The 17,415-nt window shown below is 70.5% G+C and carries 15 protein-coding genes and 1 pseudogene; 12 read left to right on the top strand and 4 right to left on the bottom strand.

Annotated elements, in window-relative coordinates; all coding sequences use genetic code 11:
* Nucleotides 1-122 precede the first annotated feature (122 nt).
* The 4 genes and pseudogenes from thrC to QE438_RS08850 all read left to right on the top strand — a co-directional run bounded on the left by thrC (nucleotide 123) and on the right by QE438_RS08850 (nucleotide 4,849).
* Entirely contained in the window at nucleotides 123-1,415 is a 1,293-nt protein-coding gene (gene thrC / locus QE438_RS08865) for a threonine synthase (protein ID WP_306991022.1), read from the top strand.
* A gap of 97 nt (nucleotides 1,416-1,512) precedes the next feature.
* Nucleotides 1,513-2,031 (top strand): annotated as a pseudogene (locus tag QE438_RS08860) (DUF3772 domain-containing protein); the annotation flags it as partial.
* A 1,414-nt stretch (nucleotides 2,032-3,445) separates the two neighbouring features.
* On the top strand, nucleotides 3,446-3,955 hold the full coding sequence (locus QE438_RS08855; RefSeq protein WP_309736228.1) for a mechanosensitive ion channel domain-containing protein: 510 nt from the start codon (nucleotides 3,446-3,448) through the stop codon (nucleotides 3,953-3,955).
* A 297-nt stretch (nucleotides 3,956-4,252) separates the two neighbouring features.
* Nucleotides 4,253-4,849: a hypothetical protein gene (locus QE438_RS08850; RefSeq protein WP_306991026.1), complete on the top strand. Its 597-nt coding sequence runs from the start codon at nucleotides 4,253-4,255 to the stop codon at nucleotides 4,847-4,849.
* A 328-nt stretch (nucleotides 4,850-5,177) separates the two neighbouring features.
* Here the strand turns inward: QE438_RS08850 and QE438_RS08845 are convergent, their stop codons facing one another.
* The gene (locus tag QE438_RS08845; RefSeq protein WP_306991029.1) at nucleotides 5,178-6,431 is read right to left on the bottom strand and encodes a TIGR03862 family flavoprotein; all 1,254 of its coding nucleotides are present in this window, start codon (nucleotides 6,429-6,431) and stop codon (nucleotides 5,178-5,180) included.
* Nucleotides 6,432-6,541: 110 nt separating this feature from the next.
* On the opposite strand from QE438_RS08845, the gene QE438_RS08840 reads away from it, so the two are divergent.
* Nucleotides 6,542-8,149 carry a serine hydrolase gene (locus QE438_RS08840; protein WP_306991031.1) on the top strand — a complete coding sequence of 536 codons (1,608 nt, stop codon included), beginning with the start codon at nucleotides 6,542-6,544 and terminating at the stop codon, nucleotides 8,147-8,149.
* Nucleotides 8,150-8,425: 276 nt separating this feature from the next.
* On the opposite strand, the gene QE438_RS08835 is transcribed toward QE438_RS08840, so the two are convergent.
* On the bottom strand, nucleotides 8,426-8,863 hold the full coding sequence (locus QE438_RS08835) for an FKBP-type peptidyl-prolyl cis-trans isomerase (RefSeq protein ID WP_306991033.1): 438 nt from the start codon (nucleotides 8,861-8,863) through the stop codon (nucleotides 8,426-8,428).
* Nucleotides 8,864-8,922: 59 nt separating this feature from the next.
* Here QE438_RS08835 and QE438_RS08830 point away from each other — a divergent pair, with 59 nt between their 5' ends.
* Complete coding sequence (locus QE438_RS08830) at nucleotides 8,923-9,288, top strand: DUF6164 family protein (protein WP_306991035.1); 366 nt, start codon at nucleotides 8,923-8,925, stop codon at nucleotides 9,286-9,288.
* Between the two features lie 20 nt (nucleotides 9,289-9,308).
* Nucleotides 9,309-10,046, top strand: coding sequence for a sulfurtransferase (locus tag QE438_RS08825; RefSeq protein WP_306991037.1), 738 nt, complete (start codon nucleotides 9,309-9,311; stop codon nucleotides 10,044-10,046).
* Between the two features lie 2 nt (nucleotides 10,047-10,048).
* Here QE438_RS08825 and QE438_RS08820 read toward each other — a convergent pair whose 3' ends face one another.
* Nucleotides 10,049-11,131, bottom strand: a complete 1,083-nt coding sequence (locus QE438_RS08820) for a GGDEF domain-containing protein (protein ID WP_130554018.1) — start codon at nucleotides 11,129-11,131, stop codon at nucleotides 10,049-10,051.
* 113 nt (nucleotides 11,132-11,244) lie between these two features.
* On the opposite strand from QE438_RS08820, the gene QE438_RS08815 reads away from it, so the two are divergent.
* From QE438_RS08815 to QE438_RS08795, 5 genes are all read left to right on the top strand, one after another.
* The gene (locus QE438_RS08815) at nucleotides 11,245-11,916 is read left to right on the top strand and encodes a glutathione S-transferase (protein ID WP_130524837.1); all 672 of its coding nucleotides are present in this window, start codon (nucleotides 11,245-11,247) and stop codon (nucleotides 11,914-11,916) included.
* 76 nt (nucleotides 11,917-11,992) lie between these two features.
* Nucleotides 11,993-12,988 (top strand): LLM class flavin-dependent oxidoreductase, encoded by a 996-nt coding sequence (locus QE438_RS08810; protein WP_130528764.1) that lies wholly within the window; start codon nucleotides 11,993-11,995, stop codon nucleotides 12,986-12,988.
* Between the two features lie 161 nt (nucleotides 12,989-13,149).
* The gene (locus QE438_RS08805) at nucleotides 13,150-14,103 is read left to right on the top strand and encodes an IS5 family transposase (protein WP_306991040.1); all 954 of its coding nucleotides are present in this window, start codon (nucleotides 13,150-13,152) and stop codon (nucleotides 14,101-14,103) included.
* A 253-nt stretch (nucleotides 14,104-14,356) separates the two neighbouring features.
* Nucleotides 14,357-14,761 carry a hypothetical protein gene (locus QE438_RS08800; RefSeq protein WP_130517490.1) on the top strand — a complete coding sequence of 135 codons (405 nt, stop codon included), beginning with the start codon at nucleotides 14,357-14,359 and terminating at the stop codon, nucleotides 14,759-14,761.
* A 5-nt stretch (nucleotides 14,762-14,766) separates the two neighbouring features.
* Nucleotides 14,767-15,291 carry a GNAT family protein gene (locus QE438_RS08795; RefSeq protein ID WP_306991042.1) on the top strand — a complete coding sequence of 175 codons (525 nt, stop codon included), beginning with the start codon at nucleotides 14,767-14,769 and terminating at the stop codon, nucleotides 15,289-15,291.
* A 5-nt stretch (nucleotides 15,292-15,296) separates the two neighbouring features.
* On the opposite strand, the gene QE438_RS08790 is transcribed toward QE438_RS08795, so the two are convergent.
* Nucleotides 15,297-17,372, bottom strand: coding sequence for a M2 family metallopeptidase (locus QE438_RS08790; protein ID WP_306991044.1), 2,076 nt, complete (start codon nucleotides 17,370-17,372; stop codon nucleotides 15,297-15,299).
* Between the last annotated feature and the right edge of the window lie 43 nt (nucleotides 17,373-17,415).

The following is a 17,415-nucleotide window of genomic DNA, read 5'->3' as shown; positions in this document are numbered from 1 at the left end:
AGTGTGGGAGCCGCCATGGCGGCGATGAGGCTTTACCGGTAAGGCCCATCGCCGCCATGGCGGCTCCAACGCAGAACAACCGCATCCATCGCCAATCCTCAGCTTTTCGGAAAACCTCTCCCATGCACTTCGTCTCCACCCGCAACGCCTCGCCCGCCGCTTCGCTGAGCGCGGCCATCGCCGCCGGCCTGGCGCCCGATGGCGGCCTGTACGTGCCCCAGGCCCTGCCGCCGGTGCGCACGCTGGCCGCCGGCGAGTCGCTGGCCGGCACCGCCGCCACGCTGCTGCAGCCGTTCTTCGAGGGCGACGGCCTGGAAGGCGCCTTGCCGGACATCTGCGAGGCGGCCTTCGACTTCCCCGCGCCGCTGCTGCCGCTGGCCACGCCGAACGACCATGTGCTGGAGCTGTTCCATGGCCCGACCGCGGCGTTCAAGGACTTCGGCGCGCGCTTCCTGGCGCAGTGCCTGACCCGCCTGCGCGGCGCGCAGGAGCCGCCGTTGACCATCCTGGTGGCGACCTCCGGCGACACCGGCGCGGCGGTGGCCGCCGCCTTCCATCGCCAGCCCAATCTGCGCGTGATCGTGCTGTATCCGGACGGGCGCGTCTCGCCGCGCCAGGCGCATCAGCTGGGCTGCTTCGGCGACAACATCACCGCCCTGCGCGTGGCCGGCTCGTTCGACGACTGCCAGGCGCTGGTCAAGCGCGCCTTGAACGACGCGCAGCTGCAGGCGCGCGCGCCGCTGAGTTCGGCCAATTCGATCAGCCTGGGGCGCCTGCTGCCGCAGATGAGCTATTACGCGCACGCCGCGCTCGGCCACCACGCCCGCAGCGGCAACACGCTCAACTTCGTCATCCCCACCGGCAACCTCGGCAATGCGATGGCCGCGATCCTGGCGCGGGCGATGGGCGTGCCGATCGGACGCATCGTGCTGGCGACCAACGCCAACCATGTGCTGCCGGACTACTTCGACGGCGGCGAGTACGCGCCCCAGCCCAGCGTGGCGACCATCGCCAACGCCATGGACGTGGGCGCGCCGAGCAACTTCGAGCGCCTGCGCTGGCTGTATCGCGGCGACGATGCGGCGCTGCGCGCGGCCTTCGCCTCCGCCAGCGTGGACGACGACGCGATCCGGCTGGTGATCGCGCGCCGCTATCGGCACTTCGGCGAGGTGTTCTGCCCGCATACGGCCACGGCGGTGAAGGTGCTCGAGGACCTGCGCAACCAGGGCGAGGGCGGCGACTGGGCGGTGGCCGCCACGGCGCATCCGGCCAAGTTCGAGAGCGTGGTCGAGCCGCTGGTGGGCCCGGTCGGGGTGCCGCCGGCCCTGGCCGACCTGCTGCTGCGCCCGGCCCACGCCGAGCCGATCGGGCCCGATTACCAGGCCCTGGTCGGCCACGTCCTGGCCGGCGCCTGAGCCGGTGGTGAAAGCCGGCGGCACGCGCCGCCGGGCCGGCGACGGGCACTGACTTATCATCGGCGCCGGTGCGTGGCGTCCACGCGTTGTCCGTGTCGTGATCGTGTCCTTCCATTCCGTTTCGCGTGCCGCCCGGCGGCTGTGGCTGCTGAGTGCGCTGCTGGTCCTGGCCGCCGGCCAGGCGCTGGCGCAGGGGCCGGCCGCGCCGGCGCCCAGCGTCGATGAGGCCCTGCAGCAGATCGACGATGCGCTGAGCACGCTGCAGGACCAGTCCAAGGACGAGCAGGTCCCCGAGAACCTGCACGCGCTGGGCCTGCAGGTGGCCGACGCCCAGCGTCAGGCCGATGCCCAGGCCCTGGCCCTGCAGCCGCAGCTGGACGAGATCGACGAGCGCCTCAAGCAGCTGGGCGACCTGGCGCCGGGCACGCGCGAGGCCAGCGACATCGCTGCCGAGCGCAAGCAGCTGCAGGCCAGCCACGACCGCCTGGACGGGGCGATCAAGCGCGCCAAGCTGCTCTCGGTCGAGGCCCAGCAGCTGGGCGATGCCATCGAGAAGGCGCGGGCGCGCCAGCTCGGCGAGCAGCTGTTCGCCCGCGTCGCCTCGCCGCTCTCGCCGACCCTGTGGCGGCAGATGGCCCAGGCCTGGCCCGACGACCTGCAGCGTCTGCGCGCGGTCGGTCAGGACCTCGCGCAGGCGCTCCAACAGGGCGTGGCCACCCATGGCACCGCACCGCTGGCCACCGGCATCGCGATCGCGTTGCTGATCCTGCTGCCCGGCGCACTGGCGCTGCGCTGGGTCGGCCAGCGCTATGTGATCCAACGCACGCCGGGCGGGCGCCTGCGGCGCTCGGCGCTGGCGGTCTGGACGCTGGTGCTGGGCACGGCGCTGCCGACGGTGGCGGCCTGGGTGCTGATCGATACCCTGCGCGCGATCCAGGCCATCCCCGAGGACCTGGACGGCCTGGCCGACGCGGTGGTCCGGGTGACCTTCTTCTCCGCCTTCGTCGGTGCCACCAGCGCGGCGCTGCTGCTGCCGCGCCAGCCGTCGTGGCGCCTGCTGCCGTTCGACGACGACACGGCGGTCAAGCTGGGCCGCTATGCCTGGCTGACCTCGGTGGCGGTGTGGCTGAGCGGCATGCTGACCGCGCTCAATCGTGTGGCGCGCACCAACCCGGTGACCGGGGTGGGCGTGGACGGGGTGATCGCGCTGGTGTTCGTGGCGCTGGTGATCGCCATGCTGGTGAGCCTGCTACGCATCCACCGCGGGCCGGTCGAGGCCGCGGCCGAAGGCGGCGAGGCCGCCGCGCCGGCCGTGCCCCAGCGCCGCTCCGGCGTGGTGGTGCTGATCTCGCTGCTGGCGCAGCTGGTGGTCGCCGCGGCCCTGGTCGGCGCGGTGCTGGGCTACGTCAACTTCGCCCGCGCCGCGACCCAGCAGATCATCTGGGCGGTGGTGGTCTGCGGCGCCGGCGGGCTGCTGATGATGTTCGCCGACGACCTGTCGCAGTGGCTGTTCAAGCCCGACAGCCGCTTCGGCAAGGCCGCCAGCGTGGGCCTGGGGTTGCGCTCCAGCCACATGGAGCAGGCCGCCGTGCTGACCGCGGCGGTGGCGCGGCTGTGGCTGGTGCTGATGGTGATCGGCGCGCTGCTGGTGCCATATGGCGCCAATTTCACCAGCATCACCGACTGGATCGCGCAGGCGCGCAAGGCCTGGTCCGCCAGCGGCCTGCCGCTGCAGCCCTGGGACGTGCTGCGCGCGGTGCTGGTGGCGCTGATCGGCCTGGCGCTGGTCAAGGCCGCGCACCGCTGGCTGGTGCGCACCTATCTGCCGAGCACCGAGCTGGAGCTGAGCACGCGCGCCTCGGTGGCCGCGGTGATGCGCTACCTGGGCATCACCGTGGTCGCGCTGTGCGTGCTGGTGACCCTGGGCCTGGACATGACCAAACTGGCGATCGTGGCCAGCGCGCTGTCGGTGGGGCATCGGCTTCGGCCTGCAGGCGATTACCCAGAACTTCATCTCCGGGCTGATCCTGATGGCCGAGCGCCCGGTGAAGATCGGCGACTGGGTGCGCATCGGCGATGCCGAGGGCGACGTGCGCCGCATCAACGTGCGCTCCACCGAGATCCAGGTGTCCGACCGCTCCACCCTGATCGTGCCCAACTCGGACCTGATCACCAAGACCATCCGCAACATGACCATGGCCGGCCCGCTGGGCCGCGTGCAGCTGCAGTTCTCGGTGCCGCTGGGCACCGATGTGGCCGCGGTGCGCACGCTGCTGATGGACCTGTACGCCGCGCACGAGAACGTGCTGGCCGAGCCGGCGCCGTCGGTGTTCATCGATTCGATCGCCGGCGGCATGATCGCCATCAACAGCTTCGCCTACGTGCCCAGCCCGCGCGCGACCTATGGCACGCGCAGCGACCTGTTCTTTCAGCTGCTGCAGGCCCTGGCCGATGCGCAGATCGCGCTGGTCACGCCGCAGGATGTGCGCATCGTCGATGCGGCGCCGCCGGCGACCGGTCAGGAGCACGCGCCGGGCTGAGCCGCGGAGTGGACGCCCTGGGGTCGATCAGGTAACGGGCAGCGGGGAGCAAGAGCCGGGCGGTAAGAAGCGTGCGGTAAGAAGACGGCAGTGGACAGCGCGTCAGGCTGCGCGAAAAAACTTCTACCGTCGTTCCCGCGAAAGCGGGAACCCGGTGCGTTGGTTTCTCCGCGCGAAAGTCGCTGGGCTCCCGCTTTCGCGGGAGCGACGGGACTGTTATCCGTCCTGGGTCAACCCACTCGTGCGCGCAACCACCGCACACCGGCGGTGTAGGCTGCCGCCACACAGGAGTCCGTCATGCACCCGATCCTCGCGCAGCTGCCGCCCGCGCAGCGCCAGGCGCTCGAACAGGCCTATGCCACGCCGCCGCGCGCCTATCACGCCATCGACCACGTGCAGGAGGTGCTGCGCCAGTTCGACGCAGTCGCGCAGGGGCCGGGCTGGCGCCAGCCGCGCGAGGTGCAGTGGGCCGCGCTGTACCATGACGCGATCTACGTGGCCGGGCGCGGCGACAACGAGGCGCGTTCGGCCCAACTGGCGCAGGCCCATCTCGAACAGTGGCCGCAGCCGGGCGTGGACGTGGCCCGCGTGGTCGAGCTGATCGAACTCACCGCGCGCCATGGCGGCCTCTCGCCCGGCGATGTGGATGCCGAGGCGGCGCTGTTCCTGGACTGCGACATGGCGATTTTGGGCGCGGCGCCGGAGGTCTTCGACGTCTACGACCGCGGCATCGCCAGCGAATACGCGGGCGTGGTGCCGGGCTTCATCTTCCGTCGCAAGCGCAAGCAGTTCCTCAAGGACCTGCTGCAGCGCGAGCGCATTTATCTCAGCGATTTCTTCCACGCGCGCCTGGACGCGGCCGCGCGCGCGAACCTGCGGCGCGCGACGCGCTAACTAAGTCAGGCCTCGCCACGACACTTGGCGCCCGCGCTCAGCCCCTCCCCTTGCGCAGCAGGGGGAGGCCGGGAGGGGGTTGGATCAGTCCGCGGCGCGCTTTGGTTGGCCGCGCCTAACCACATCAACATCGTCATCCGCGAACGTTCATCGGCGCAGCCCGCACCACTGCAGGCTTTGCTGCACCGCACACGCGATCTGTCATGTTCACGACCGGTCCGCGTCACCGGACTTGAACACTTGGCTGCGCATCATGCGCCCACGTTCCGCGACCGCCGGGGTTGAAGCAAGACTTCCTTCCGGCCCTCGCGGACGACCAATACGGTCGTCAGTCCCCGACGCGACGACCTTTCGCCCAGGCTGCCGCGCCCATGCCGGCGCGGTGGCCCGAGGCGAAACATGCGGTGAGCAGATAGCCACCGGTCGGGGCTTCCCAGTCCAGCATCTCGCCGGCGCAGAACGTGCCCGGCACCGCCTGCAGCATCGCCTGCGCGTCCAGCGCCTCCAGACGCACGCCACCGGCGCTGCTGATGACCTCGGCCACCGGGCGCGGGCGCAGCAGCATCAGCGGCAGGCGGTGGATCGCCTGGGCCAGCGCGATGGCGTCCTGCCGGGCGGCAGCGGCGACGGTCTCGAACACCAGCGCGGCCTTGGCGCGCTCGATGCCCACGGTGCGGCGCAGGTGTTCGCCCACCGAGCGGCCCTTGCGCGGCCGCGACAGCTCGGCGGTCAGGCGCGTCAGGTCGCGGCCCGGCGCCAGGTCGAGTTCGAGCGTGGCCTGGCCCTCGCGCGCGATCGCCTCGCGCAGGGCCGGGGCGATGGCGTAGATCAGGCTGCCTTCGATGCCGGTCTCGGTGAGCACGCATTCGCCCTGTAGCGCGTGCGCCGCGCCGTCCGCGTCGCGCCAGTGCGCCACCACCGGCTTGAGCGGCGCGCCGGCGTGCTGGCGCATGTGCGCGCTGAAGGCGATGTCGAAGCCGCAGTTGGCGGGTTTGAGCGGCACCACGTCCACGCCGCGCGCGGCCAGCCACGGCTGCCAGGCGCCGTCCGAGCCCAGCTGCGGCCAGCTCGCCCCGCCCAGGGCCAGCACCGTCGCATCGGCCGCCACCCGCAGCGGACCCTGCGGCGTGTCGAAGCGCAGCGCGCCGTCCGCCTCCCAGCCGGTCCAGCGATGCTGGACGTGGAAGCGCACGCCCTGGTCCTTGAGCCGGCGCACCCAGGCGCGCAGCAGCGGCGCGGCCTTCATGTCGCTGGGGAACACCCGCCCGGAACTGCCGACGAAGGTCTCCACGCCCAGTCCGCGCGCCCAGGCGCGCAGCGCATCGGCATCGAAGTCGTCCAGCCAGGCACCGACCTGCGCGGCGCGTTCGAAGTAGCGGGCATCGAACTGCGGGCGCGGCTCGGAGTGGGTGAGGTTCATGCCGCCCTTGCCGGCGATCAGGAACTTGCGCCCGACCGAGCCCTTGGCCTCGTAGACCTCCACCTCCAGCCCGGCCGCACGCGCGGTCTGGGCCGCCATCAGGCCGGCCGGGCCGCCGCCGATCACGGCCAGGGTGGGAGCAGGGGAGCGAGCTTGGGACATCGCGCCATTATGAAGGGCCGCGCGCATGACCGATGGCAGGCCACGTCGTCGCGCGCGGCGGCTATCGTGCGAGGCTGTCTCTTTCCAACCGGGGAACTTCGATGCGCGTGATGCCGACCCTTGCGGGGGCGCTGTTGACTGCTGGCCTGCTGGGCGCCGCCTCTTCCGGGCAGGCGCTGTCCGTCGAGCCGCCGCCGGCGCAGCTGGTGGACTTCGACGCCTATGTCGACAAGACGCGCGAGACCTTCGATGTGCCCGGCATCGCGGTGGCCATCGTCAAGGACGGGCAGGTGGTGCTCGAGCGCGGTTACGGCCTGCGCGAGCTGGGCAAGCCGGAGAAGGTGGACGCCAGGACGCTGTTCGCGATCGCCTCCAACACCAAGGCCTTCACCTCCGCCTCCATCGCCATGCTCGCCGACGAAGGCAAGCTGAGCCTGGACGATCGCGTCATCGACCACCTGCCGTGGTTCCGCATGTCCGATCCCATGGTCACCCACGAGCTGCGCATCCGCGACCTGCTGGCCCATCGCAGCGGCTTGTCGCTGGGTGCCGGCGACCTGCTGTACTGGCCGACGACCACCTACACCAACCAGGAGGTCGCGCAGCGGCTCAAGGACGTGCCGATCAAGGGCGGGTTCCGCTACCAGTACGCCTACGACAACATCCTGTTCGGCGTGGCCCAGCTGGTGATCGAGCAGGCCTCGGGCATGCCGTACAAGCAGTTCCTGCAGCAGCGCTTCTTCAAGCCGCTGGGCATGAACGACACGGTCTACAACAGCGACGACCTCAAGCCCGGCGACGATGTGGCCACCGGGCATTCCAAGGAGGATTTCACCCGGCTGGTGCCCGCGCCGCGCATGACCTGGTCCAACGTCGGCGGCGCCGGCGGGATCTATTCCAGCGTGCATGACCTGTCCAAGTGGGTGATCGCCCAGCTCAACGGCGGGGTGATCTCCGGGGAGGGCGAAAGCGCCAAGCGCCTGTTCAGCGCCAAGCGCCAGGCCGACATGTGGACCATGCTCACGCCCATCCCGGTGTCCGAGCCCTCGGTGCCGGAGCTGGCCGCGGTCAAGCCCAACTACTTCGGCTATGGCGAGGGCTGGATGCTCTCGGACTATCGCGGCCGCAAGCTGGTCTGGCACACCGGCGGCTGGCCGGGCATGGTCTCGCGCATCACCCTGGTCCCGCAGGAGAAGCTGGGCGTGATCGTGCTGACCAACCAGGAGGTCGGCGCCGCCTTCAACGCGGTCACCCTGCGCGCGCTGGACGCCTACCTGGACGCGCCGAAGACCGACTGGAACGCCGCCTACGCCAAGGCCGTGGCCAAGTCGCACGGCGATGCCGACGAGAGCTGGGCCAAGCACCAGGCCGCACGCGACGCCAGCTCCAAGCCCTCCCTGCCGCTGGCCCGCTACGCGCAGACCTATCGCGATGCCTGGTATGGCGACATCGTGATCGCGCAGGAGAACGGCAAGCTGGTGATCCGCTTCACCAAGACGCCGCAGCTGGTCGGCGAGCTCAGCCACTGGCAGCACGACACCTTCGTGGTGCGCTGGCGCGAGCGCTGGCTCAACGCCGATGCCTTCCTCACCTTCCAGCTGGACGCCGACGGCCAGATCACCAGCGCCGGCATGGAGCCGATCTCGCCGCTGACCGACTTCAGCTTCGACTTCCAGGATCTTGAGCTGAAGCCGGTGAAGGCGACGAAGGCGCAATAGGCCTTACGTGGGAGCAACAGGCCTCAGATCGGTTCGCAGCCTCTGTGTAGAGCGGAGCTTGCTCCGCTGCCTTTCGGACGGATCGTCGGGAAGCCACAGCGGAGCAAGCTCCGCTCTACAGGTGGGATCCGCATAGGCCGATAAGGCCGCAGGGGCGGGCGCCACGAAAAGCAGCTGCTTACGAGGCTTTTCATGTGGGAGCCGCCATGGCGGCGATGAGGCTTTACCGGGAAAGCTCCATCGCCGCCATGGCGGCTCCCACCGAGCGCTAGATGCTTACGGCGCCTTGACGTCCAGCAACTCCACATCGAACACCAGCGAGGCGCCCGGCGGGATGACGCCGCCGGCGCCCTCGTCGCCATAGCCCAGCGCGGCAGGGATCATCAGCGTGCGCTTGCCGCCGACCTTCATCCCCGCCACGCCCTGGTCCCAGCCCTTGATGACTTGGCCACCACCGAGCGGGAAGGTGAAGGGCGTGCCGCGATCGATGGAACTGTCGAACTTCGGCCCGTGCTTGTCCGGCTTGGTGTCGTCGTAGATCCAGCCGGTGTAGTGCACGCTGACGTTGTCGCCCGGCTTGGCCAGTGCGCCCTGGCCGACGCTGATCTCATGCATCTGCAGCGTGTCCACGCCGCCGTGCAGTTCGATCGGCTGGCGCGGCGGCGTGCAGGCGGCCAGCGCCAGGGTCAGGGCCAGAGGAATCCATCGGCGCATCGTGCGCTCCTGTAGAGGTGGCAAGGCGCGCCAAGGTAGCAGCCCGCTATCCTGTGCGCATGGCCAAGCTCCTGCTCAACCTGCGCAACGTGCCCGACGACGAAGCCGGCGAGGTGCGCGCATGGCTCACGCGCGCGGGCATCGCCTTTTACGAGACCGAGCCCAGCAGCTGGGGCATCAGCCATGGCGGCATCTGGCTGAAGGACGAGGCGGACCTGCCGCGCGCCAAGGCCTTGATGGCTGAGTACCAGGCCGAGCGTGGCGAACGGGCCCGGGCGGCGCGCCAGCAGGCGCAGCAGGACGGCACCGCCGACACCTTCGCCCGCCAGCTGCGCGCGCGGCCGCTGTACGTGGCCGGGATGCTGCTGGCGATCGTCGCGATCCTGGCGCTGACCCTGGCGCTGCCGTGGTGGCTGCTGCGCTGAGCCCCCGTAAAATGGCCGGCATGATCCTCAACATCGCCGCCTACCACTTCGTCGCCATCGACGACCCGCAGGCCCTGGCCGACGCGCTGCTGGCGCGCGCGCAGGCCGCCGACCTGCGCGGCACGCTGCTGGTCGCGCCTGAAGGGCTGAATGTGTTCCTGGCCGGGCAGGCGCCGGCGGTGCGCGACTTCGTCCAGGCGCTGCGCGCCGAGCCGGGCCTGGCGCACATCGTCATCAAGGAGAGCTGGAGTCAGGCGGTGCCCTTCGCCCGGCTCAAGGCCAAGGTCAAGCCGGAGATCATCACCTTCCGTCATCCCGGCAGCGAGCCGCTGGGCCGCGACCGCGCCCCGGCGGTGACGCCGCAGACGCTGGCGCGCTGGCTGGACCAGGGCCACGACGACGCGGGCAAGCCGGTGCGGCTGCTCGATACCCGCAACGAGGAAGAGGTCGGCCACGGCACCTTCGCCGGCGCGCTGACCCTGCCGATCACCGACTTCACCCAGCTGCCCGAGGCGCTGGCGCCGCACCGCGCAGCGCTGGCCGACGCGACCGTGGTGAGCTTCTGCACGGGCGGGGTGCGCTGCGAGAAGGCCGCGCTGTGGATGCACGACACCGGCATGACCAACGTGCTGCAGCTGGAGGGCGGCATCCTGGGTTACTTCGAGCAGGTCGGTGGGCGGCATTACGACGGCGCCTGCTTCGTGTTCGACGACCGCCTGGCGCTGACGCCGGACCTGCGCCCGGTCGCGGCCGGCTAGGCCTAGTTGGCTGGCGCGCGCAGCACCCGGTCGCGGCCGTCGCGCTTGGCCTGCAGCAGGGCGTGGTCGGCGCGGCGCATGGTGTCCTCCAGCCGGTCGGTGGTGCGCACCTGGCTGAGGCCGGCGCTGAAGGTGATGCTGCGGCCGAACTCGATCCGCCGCACCGCCTCGCACAGGTCCTGGATCTGGCGCACGGCCTGCATCTCGGGCAGGCCCGGCATCAGCAGGACGAACTCCTCGCCGCCCAGGCGCCCGACGATGTCCTGGCGGCGCGCGTAGCGGCGCATCGCGTCGGCCACCAGCGCCAGCGCGCGGTCGCCGGCGTCGTGGCCCAGCTCGTCGTTGATGCGCTTGAAGTGATCCAGATCCAGATAGGCCAGGGTCATCGGCCGGCGCGCATCGCGGGTCAGGGTGAACACCACCCGCGCGGCGCGGAACCAGCCCTCGCGATTGAGCAGGCCGGTCAGCATGTCCATGTCCACGCGCAGCTCCAGCTTGCTGCGCAGTTCGAACAGCTCCAGGGCGATGTCCAGGCGCCGCCGGCGCAGCATCAGGCCCGCGCCGATGCCCAGCACGAGCAGGGCCAGGTCGGGGAGCCAGCTCGCCAGCGAGGCGTGCACCAGCACCAGCATCGCCAGCGACGGCAGCAGCAGCGCCGCGCCCATGCCGATCGCATCGCGCAGGCGCAGGCTCAGCGGCAGGGCGTGCATGGCCATCAGCAGCAGGACCACATGGGCCAGGCCCAGGCCGTGCGGGTCGAGGGTGACGCTGTAGGCCAGCGCGCCGCTGGCGATCAGCACGCCCAGCACCGCCAGGCTGCCGGCCGTGTCCGAGCGCAGCCCGCGCATCCGTACGACCCAGCCGATGATCAGGACCGCCACCGCGGTGGCGCCGCGCACGGCCATCAGCCGCCAGGCGTCGGGTTGTCCGGTCAGCAGGTCGCGCATGCCGCTGATGACGAACACCAGCGGCGTCGCCACGAACAGCACTTCGACATAGCGCCCGGATTCGCGCTGCTGCTGCTCGATGAGCGCGCTGCGCTGCTCCGGAGCCAGGTCATCGACCCGACCGTTGAACCAACCCATCCGTGACCAGCCCCCTGATTCCAGGGTGACACGATACTCAAATTGACGACGACGCGATGCAGCGGGGTCCGCGGCTATCCTGACCGATCGCCCGCCCTGGAAGCCTCCCGTTCATGATCACCGTCCATCACCTCAACAATTCCCGCTCCCAGCGCGTGCTGTGGCTGCTGGAGGAACTGGGCCTGGACTACACCGTGGTCCGCTATCAGCGCGATCCGCGCACGATGCTGGCGCCGCCGGAACTGCGCAGGATCCACCCGCTGGGCAAGTCGCCGCTGATCGAGGACGAGGGCCGGCTGCTGGCCGAATCCGGGGCGATCATCGAATACCTGGTCGAGCGCTACGACGTGGCCCGTGCCTTCGCGCCGACCCCGGGCACCGATGCCCACCTGCGCTACCGCTACTGGCTGCACTATGCGGAAGGCTCGTTGATGCCGCCGCTGCTGATCACCCTGGTGCTGAGCCGGATCCGCAGCGCGCCGATGCCGTTCTTCGCCAAGCCCATCGCCCGCGGCATCGCCGACAAGGCGATGGCCGGCTTCGCCCGCCCGCAGATCAAGCTGCACCTGGACTATCTGGAGCAGGAGCTGGGCCGCCACGCCTGGTTCGCCGGCGAGGATTTCAGCGCCGCCGACGTGCAGATGAGCTTCCCGCTGGAGGCCGCGCAGGCGCGCTACGGTTTCGAGGGCCATCCGCTGCTGGCGGGCTTCATCCAGCGCATCCACGCCAGGCCCGCCTACCAGCGCGCGCTGGCCCAGGGCGGGCCGTACGACCTGCTGAGCTGAATACAGCATCGCACCGGCAGGGCTGGAAGCCGGGCGCCCTGGCCCCATCTCAAGGGGCATGAGTACCTCTTCCCCGATCATTCCCTATTCGGTCCTGGACCTGGCCCCGGTGTGCGAAGGCAGCACGCCGAGCCAGGCCTTCGCCAACGTGCTGGATCTGGCCCGCCACGCCGAAGGCCTGGGCTATACCCGCTACTGGCTGGCCGAGCACCACAACATGCCCGGCATCGCCAGCGCCGCCACCGCGGTGCTGATCGGCTATGTCGCCGGCGGCACCTCGACCATCCGGGTCGGCTCGGGCGGGGTGATGCTGCCCAACCACGCGCCGCTGCAGGTGGCCGAACAGTTCGGCACGCTGGCCTCGCTGTATCCCGGGCGCATCGACCTGGGGCTGGGCCGCGCGCCGGGCACCGACCAGCCCACCGCCCGCGCGCTGCGCCGCTACTTCGACAGCGCCGACCAGTTCCCGGCCGATGTGACCGAGCTGCTGCGCTACTTCGCCCCGGCCGAGCCCGGACAGCTGGTGCAGGCCGTGCCCGGCGCCGGCCTGGACGTGCCGGTCTGGCTGCTGGGCTCGAGCCTGTTCAGTGCCACCCTGGCCGCGCAGCTGGGGCTGCCGTTCGCCTTCGCCTCGCACTTCGCGCCCGATGCGATGGACCAGGCGCTGGCGGTGTATCACCGCGACTTCCGGCCCTCGCGCCATCTGCAGCAGCCTTATGCCGCCCTCGGCCTCAACGTGATCGCCGCCGACACCGACGAGGAGGCACGCCGGCTGTTCACCACCGCCCAGCAGGCCTTCGTCAACCTGCGCCGCGGCCGTCCGGGCAAGATCCCGCCGCCGATCGACGATATCGAGGCCTATTGGCAGCCGCACGAGAAGGCCGGGGTCGAGCGCGCGCTGGCCTGCAGCGTGGTCGGCGCGCCGGCGACCGTGCGCAAGGGGTTGGAGGCCTTCATCGATCGCCACCGCCCGGACGAGCTGATCATCGTGGCCAACATCTACGACCACGGGGCGCGCAAGCATTCGTATCGCCTGGCCGCCGAGGCGCTGGCGCCGGCCAAGGCGGCTTAGGGCGGGGAGCGGAACGGGCTCGTTCTTACGAGCGGGCCCTGCCGTTTCTTGGGGCGAACCCTGTCCTCATCGAGACACGACGCCTAACCCTCGAAGTCCCTGGGTTCCCGCCTTCGCGGGACCTTTGCAAAACTACCCTTGATCTTCCCGAGGCTCTTCCCATGCAGCGCGACCCTGCCCAGTCCAGCTTTGCCGATGCCCTGGTCTTGGGCAGCACCAACAGTCGCCTGCAGCGGATCGATGCCTTGTTGGATTGGCCGCAGTTGGTCGGCGCGCTTGGGCTGGAGCGCAAGGCCCAGACCGGCAGGCCGGCTTACCCGCCCACCACGATGCTCAAGGTGTTGCTGCTGCAGGCCTGGTATGGCTTGAGCGATCCGGCGATGGAGGATGCCTTGGGCGATCGGCTCTCCTTCCGGCGCTTTGTCGGGCTGTCCCTGGATCAGGCCGTGCCGGACCACTCCACGATCAGCCGCTTTCGCCAGCGCCTGCTCGAAGGCGATCGCTGGCAGCGCCTGCTGGCGCAGGTCAATGCCCAGTTGGATGCGCACCAGGTGATCCTGCGCCAGGGCACCCTGATCGACGCCACCCTGATTCCGGCGGCGGCCGCCGAACCGCCCAAGCAGGTGGGCGGTGGCCAGTCCCCGGTCGATCCGGATGCCAGGTGGACCAAGCGCCCCAACGGCATGGCGCGTTTTGGCTACAAGCTGCATCTGGCGGTGGATCGGGGTTCGCAGATCGCGCGTGCGATGGTGCTGACCTCGGCCAACATCAACGAGATCACCCAGGCCGCCAAGCTGGTCCAAGGCGATGAGGGCGCGGTTTGGGCGGACAAGGGTTACGTGGGTCCGAGCTTGCGGGAGAAGCTCGCCGAGCACGGGATCGGCAACCGGGTCCAGCGCAAGGCCAGTCGCACGCGCAAGTTGACCGTGTGGGAGAAGCGGCGCAACACGCTGATCGGCCGGGTACGGGGCAGGATCGAGGGCGTCTTTGGGGCTCTCAAGCGCTCCTATGGTTTGGCCCGGATGCGCTTCATGGGCCTTGAACGCAATGCCGTGGCCACCTGCGTGACGTTGGTGGCCTGGAACCTGGCCCGCGCGGCGGACCGCACGGTCTAACGCCACGAACCGAGCCCTGGCGGGCTAAACCACCTTCTGGCCCAAGCGCTTCTTCCCTCACTCTGCCGCTGCAAGCCAGGTCAGCCGCGCCATTTCACCTGTTGAATGCGGCGATGGAGGGTTTTTCAAACGTCCCGCCTTCGCGGGAACGACGGTTCGGGCACTTCCCATGGCGTCCCGGGGCCTGTCGGCAGACCCGGGCCAGACCCCGCCGCGGTACCCTATCGGCCCCTTATCGTCCCGGGCCGATGCCATGTCGATCACCTCCAAGCAGCGGCGCGATGCGCGCAAGCGCCGCGAGCAGCGGGCCCGCAACCAGGCCGCCGCCGGCCTTGGCGCGGCCTCGCCGATCGAACCGCATGCCGAGCTGCGCGACGACGACAAGCAGCTGCTGGCCGGGATCGTGCGCCGCGACGGGCAGTGGGTGCTGGGCATGGACGGGCGCATCGCCGGCGAATCGGACAGCGCCGCGCACGTGCTGGCGCTGATCCTGCGCGCGGCCGAACTGCACGACCGCGCCGGCACCAATGTGCGCCTGGTCTATTCGGACGATCTCAAGCATGCCGCCCATGCCGAGGCCGCCGGCCAGGGCCTGAGCTTCGACCAGTTCCGCCAGCAGCTGGTGGCCGGCCTGCAGGGCGAGCCAGAGACCCACTGAGCCGCATGGCCGTTTCCGCCTCGCGCGTCGGCGTGCGGCCGCTGCTGCGTACCGATGCGACCGCGCTGATCGCCGCGCACCGCGCCAGCGTGGCCCTGCATCGTCCCTGGGTGTCGCCCTGCCTGGACCAGGCCGGGTTCGAGGCCTGGTTCGCCCGCACCCTGGCCGATGACTACGTGAGCCTGATCGCGCGCGAACGCAACAGCGGCGCCATCGTCGGGGTGTTCAACGCCAGCCAGATCAGCCGCGGCAACCTGCTCAGCGCCTACCTGGGCTACTACGCCTGCGTGCCCTGCGCAGGGCGCGGCCTGATGCGCGAGGCGCTGCCGCAGGTGACCGCGTATCTGTTCGGCGAGGTCGGCCTGCATCGCCTCGAGGCCAATATCCAGCCCGGCAACGCCGCCTCGATCGCGCTGGCCCGCGGCGCCGGCTTCCGCCTGGAAGGCTTCTCGCCGCGCTATCTGCGCATCGACGGCATCTGGCAGGACCACGAGCGCTGGGCGCTGCTGGCCGACGAGGCCGGCTTCTAGCGGCTTCAGCCCGCGGTGTCGGCCGCAGCGGCCGCCGGCACCTGCCAGCCGCAGCTGCGCCCCTCGTTCTGCTGCTTGAGCCAGGCCTGCAGGGGCTGGAAATATTCCAGCATCGGGCCGGCGTCCATCGTCTCGCTGCCGGTCAGCGCCTTGAGCGTCTGCGGCCAGGGCTGGCTGGCGCCCTGGCTCAGCATCGCCCAGAACTTCTGCCCGGCGACCTTGTTGCCGTAGAAGCTGCACTGGTTGAGCGGGCCGGTGTGGCCGGCGGCATCGCACAGCGCCTTGTAGAACTGGAACTGCAGGATCGCCGCCATGAAGTAGCGCGTGTACGGCGTGTTGGCCGGCACGTGGTACTTGGCGCCGGCGTCGAAGTACTCCTCGCCGCGCGGCGTGGCCGGGGCCACGCCCTGGTACTGCGCCTTGAGCTGCCACCAGGCGCGGTTGTAGTGGTCCGGCTTGATCGAGCCGTCGAACACGCCCCAGCGCCAGCGGTCGATCATCAGCCCGAACGGCAGGAAGGCCACCTTGCTCAGCGCCATGCGCATCTGCGCGTTGACCAGCGCCGGTTCGTCCTGCGTCGCCTCGCGCACCAGGCCGATCGAGGCCAGGTAGCGGGGCGTCATCGCCAGCACGATGGTGTCGCCGATGGCCTCGTGGAAGCCATCGTTGGCGCCGGCCTGGAACACCGGCGGCTGCCGGTGGTAGGCCAGGTCGTAATACAGGTGCCCCAGCTCGTGGTAGAGCGTGGTGAAGCTGTCCTCGTCGGGCCGGATGCACATCTTGGTGCGCACGTCGCCGGCCATGTCCATGTCCCAGGCGCTGGCGTGGCAGACCACCTCGCGGTCGCGCGGCTTGATGAACTGCGCGCGGGTCCAGTAGCTCTCAGGCAGCGGCGGCATGCCCAGCGAGGTGTAGAAGTCCTGCGCGCGCCGGGCCATGTCCTTGGCGCTGGCCAGGTCCGCGTCGCGGCGCAGGTCGCCCAGGCGCGCGATGGCCGCATCGTAGGCGCTGCGGCTCAGGCGCTCGCGTTCGTTAGCGTCGGGCGCGTGGCCCAGGGCGCGCAGTTGCGCGCCATAGGCCGCATCGCGCGCGGATTCGAACGGGTCTGTGGTGTCCAGGCCGGCGTCGGTCAGGGTGCGCTCGTACTGGGCGTCGTTGCGCGCCTGCAGCGCGCCGGTGATGTCCAGCGCGTCGGCCTCGGGATAGGGCTGCAGCAGGTCCCACAGGTTGCTCCAGTCCTGCTGCCACATATTGCCCATCAGATGCGCCGGCAGCAGGCCGCCGTCGACCTGGCCGCGCATGCCGTAGCGCGCCTCCAGCCGGGTGCGCGCGTAGCAGTGCAGCTGCTGGTACAGCGGCTTGACCTGGTTCCACAGGCGATCGGTCTGCGCGGCGATCTCGCCCGGGGCCATGTCGTAGCCGCTGCGCCACTGCTCGCCGGCATCGGCGAAGCCGATATCGCGCGCGCCCTCGTTGATCAGGTCGACGAACTGCCCATAGCGCGCCCGCATCGGCGTGGCCGCATCGTGCCAGCCGCTCCAGGCCTGCAGCTGGGCGTCGTAGTCGCGGCTGTGGGCCAGCACCTGTTCCAGCTCGCCCAGGCTGCGGCAGCTGCGCGTCGGGCCGTCGCCGGTGCAGGCCTTGCCGGCGCCGTACATGCCTTCCAGCTCGGTCGACAGCTGGGTCAGGCGCGCCAGCTTGGCCGGGTCCTGCGGCGCGGGCATGGCGCTCATCAGCTTGAGCAGGTGGATGGCGCGCGCATCGGAGGGCGCCATCTGCTGGCCCTCGAAACGCCGCGACTGCGCGATCCAGGCATTGAGCTGAGTCAGCGCGCGCTCGTTGGCCTTGGCGGCCAGGCGCTGGCTGTCCGGATTGATGTAGGTCGAGGACAGCCACTGCGCCGTGCTCACCTCCGGCGCGCTCTCGCGCAGGCCGGCGTTGACGCGCGCGACGAAGGCCTGCGCGGTCTCGCCCTCGGGCGCGGCGTGGATCCCATCGGCCGGCGGCTGGTCCGAACCGCAGCCGGCCAGGGCCAGCAGCGACACGGCGCCCAGGGCGAACACGAGGTGGCGTGGCGGCACGGCGCGCTTCCTTTGCTTCAGGCGGTGAGCCCGCAGGCTAGAG

This window comes from Pseudoxanthomonas sp. SORGH_AS_0997 (assembly GCF_031453535.1).
Lineage (GTDB): Bacteria > Pseudomonadota > Gammaproteobacteria > Xanthomonadales > Xanthomonadaceae > Pseudoxanthomonas_A > Pseudoxanthomonas_A winnipegensis.
This window is presented reverse-complemented; position numbering and strand designations above follow the sequence as displayed.

Coding starts and splice junctions, on each gene's coding strand:
- thrC (WP_306991022.1), top strand. CDS start 123: ATGCACTTCGTCTCCACCCGCAACGCCTCGCCCGCCGCTTCGCTGAGC.
- QE438_RS08855 (WP_309736228.1), top strand. CDS start 3,446: ATGGCCGAGCGCCCGGTGAAGATCGGCGACTGGGTGCGCATCGGCGAT.
- QE438_RS08850 (WP_306991026.1), top strand. CDS start 4,253: ATGCACCCGATCCTCGCGCAGCTGCCGCCCGCGCAGCGCCAGGCGCTC.
- QE438_RS08845 (WP_306991029.1), bottom strand. CDS start 6,431: ATGTCCCAAGCTCGCTCCCCTGCTCCCACCCTGGCCGTGATCGGCGGC.
- QE438_RS08840 (WP_306991031.1), top strand. CDS start 6,542: ATGCCGACCCTTGCGGGGGCGCTGTTGACTGCTGGCCTGCTGGGCGCC.
- QE438_RS08835 (WP_306991033.1), bottom strand. CDS start 8,863: ATGCGCCGATGGATTCCTCTGGCCCTGACCCTGGCGCTGGCCGCCTGC.
- QE438_RS08830 (WP_306991035.1), top strand. CDS start 8,923: ATGGCCAAGCTCCTGCTCAACCTGCGCAACGTGCCCGACGACGAAGCC.
- QE438_RS08825 (WP_306991037.1), top strand. CDS start 9,309: ATGATCCTCAACATCGCCGCCTACCACTTCGTCGCCATCGACGACCCG.
- QE438_RS08820 (WP_130554018.1), bottom strand. CDS start 11,131: ATGGGTTGGTTCAACGGTCGGGTCGATGACCTGGCTCCGGAGCAGCGC.
- QE438_RS08815 (WP_130524837.1), top strand. CDS start 11,245: ATGATCACCGTCCATCACCTCAACAATTCCCGCTCCCAGCGCGTGCTG.
- QE438_RS08805 (WP_306991040.1), top strand. CDS start 13,150: ATGCAGCGCGACCCTGCCCAGTCCAGCTTTGCCGATGCCCTGGTCTTG.
- QE438_RS08800 (WP_130517490.1), top strand. CDS start 14,357: ATGTCGATCACCTCCAAGCAGCGGCGCGATGCGCGCAAGCGCCGCGAG.
- QE438_RS08795 (WP_306991042.1), top strand. CDS start 14,767: ATGGCCGTTTCCGCCTCGCGCGTCGGCGTGCGGCCGCTGCTGCGTACC.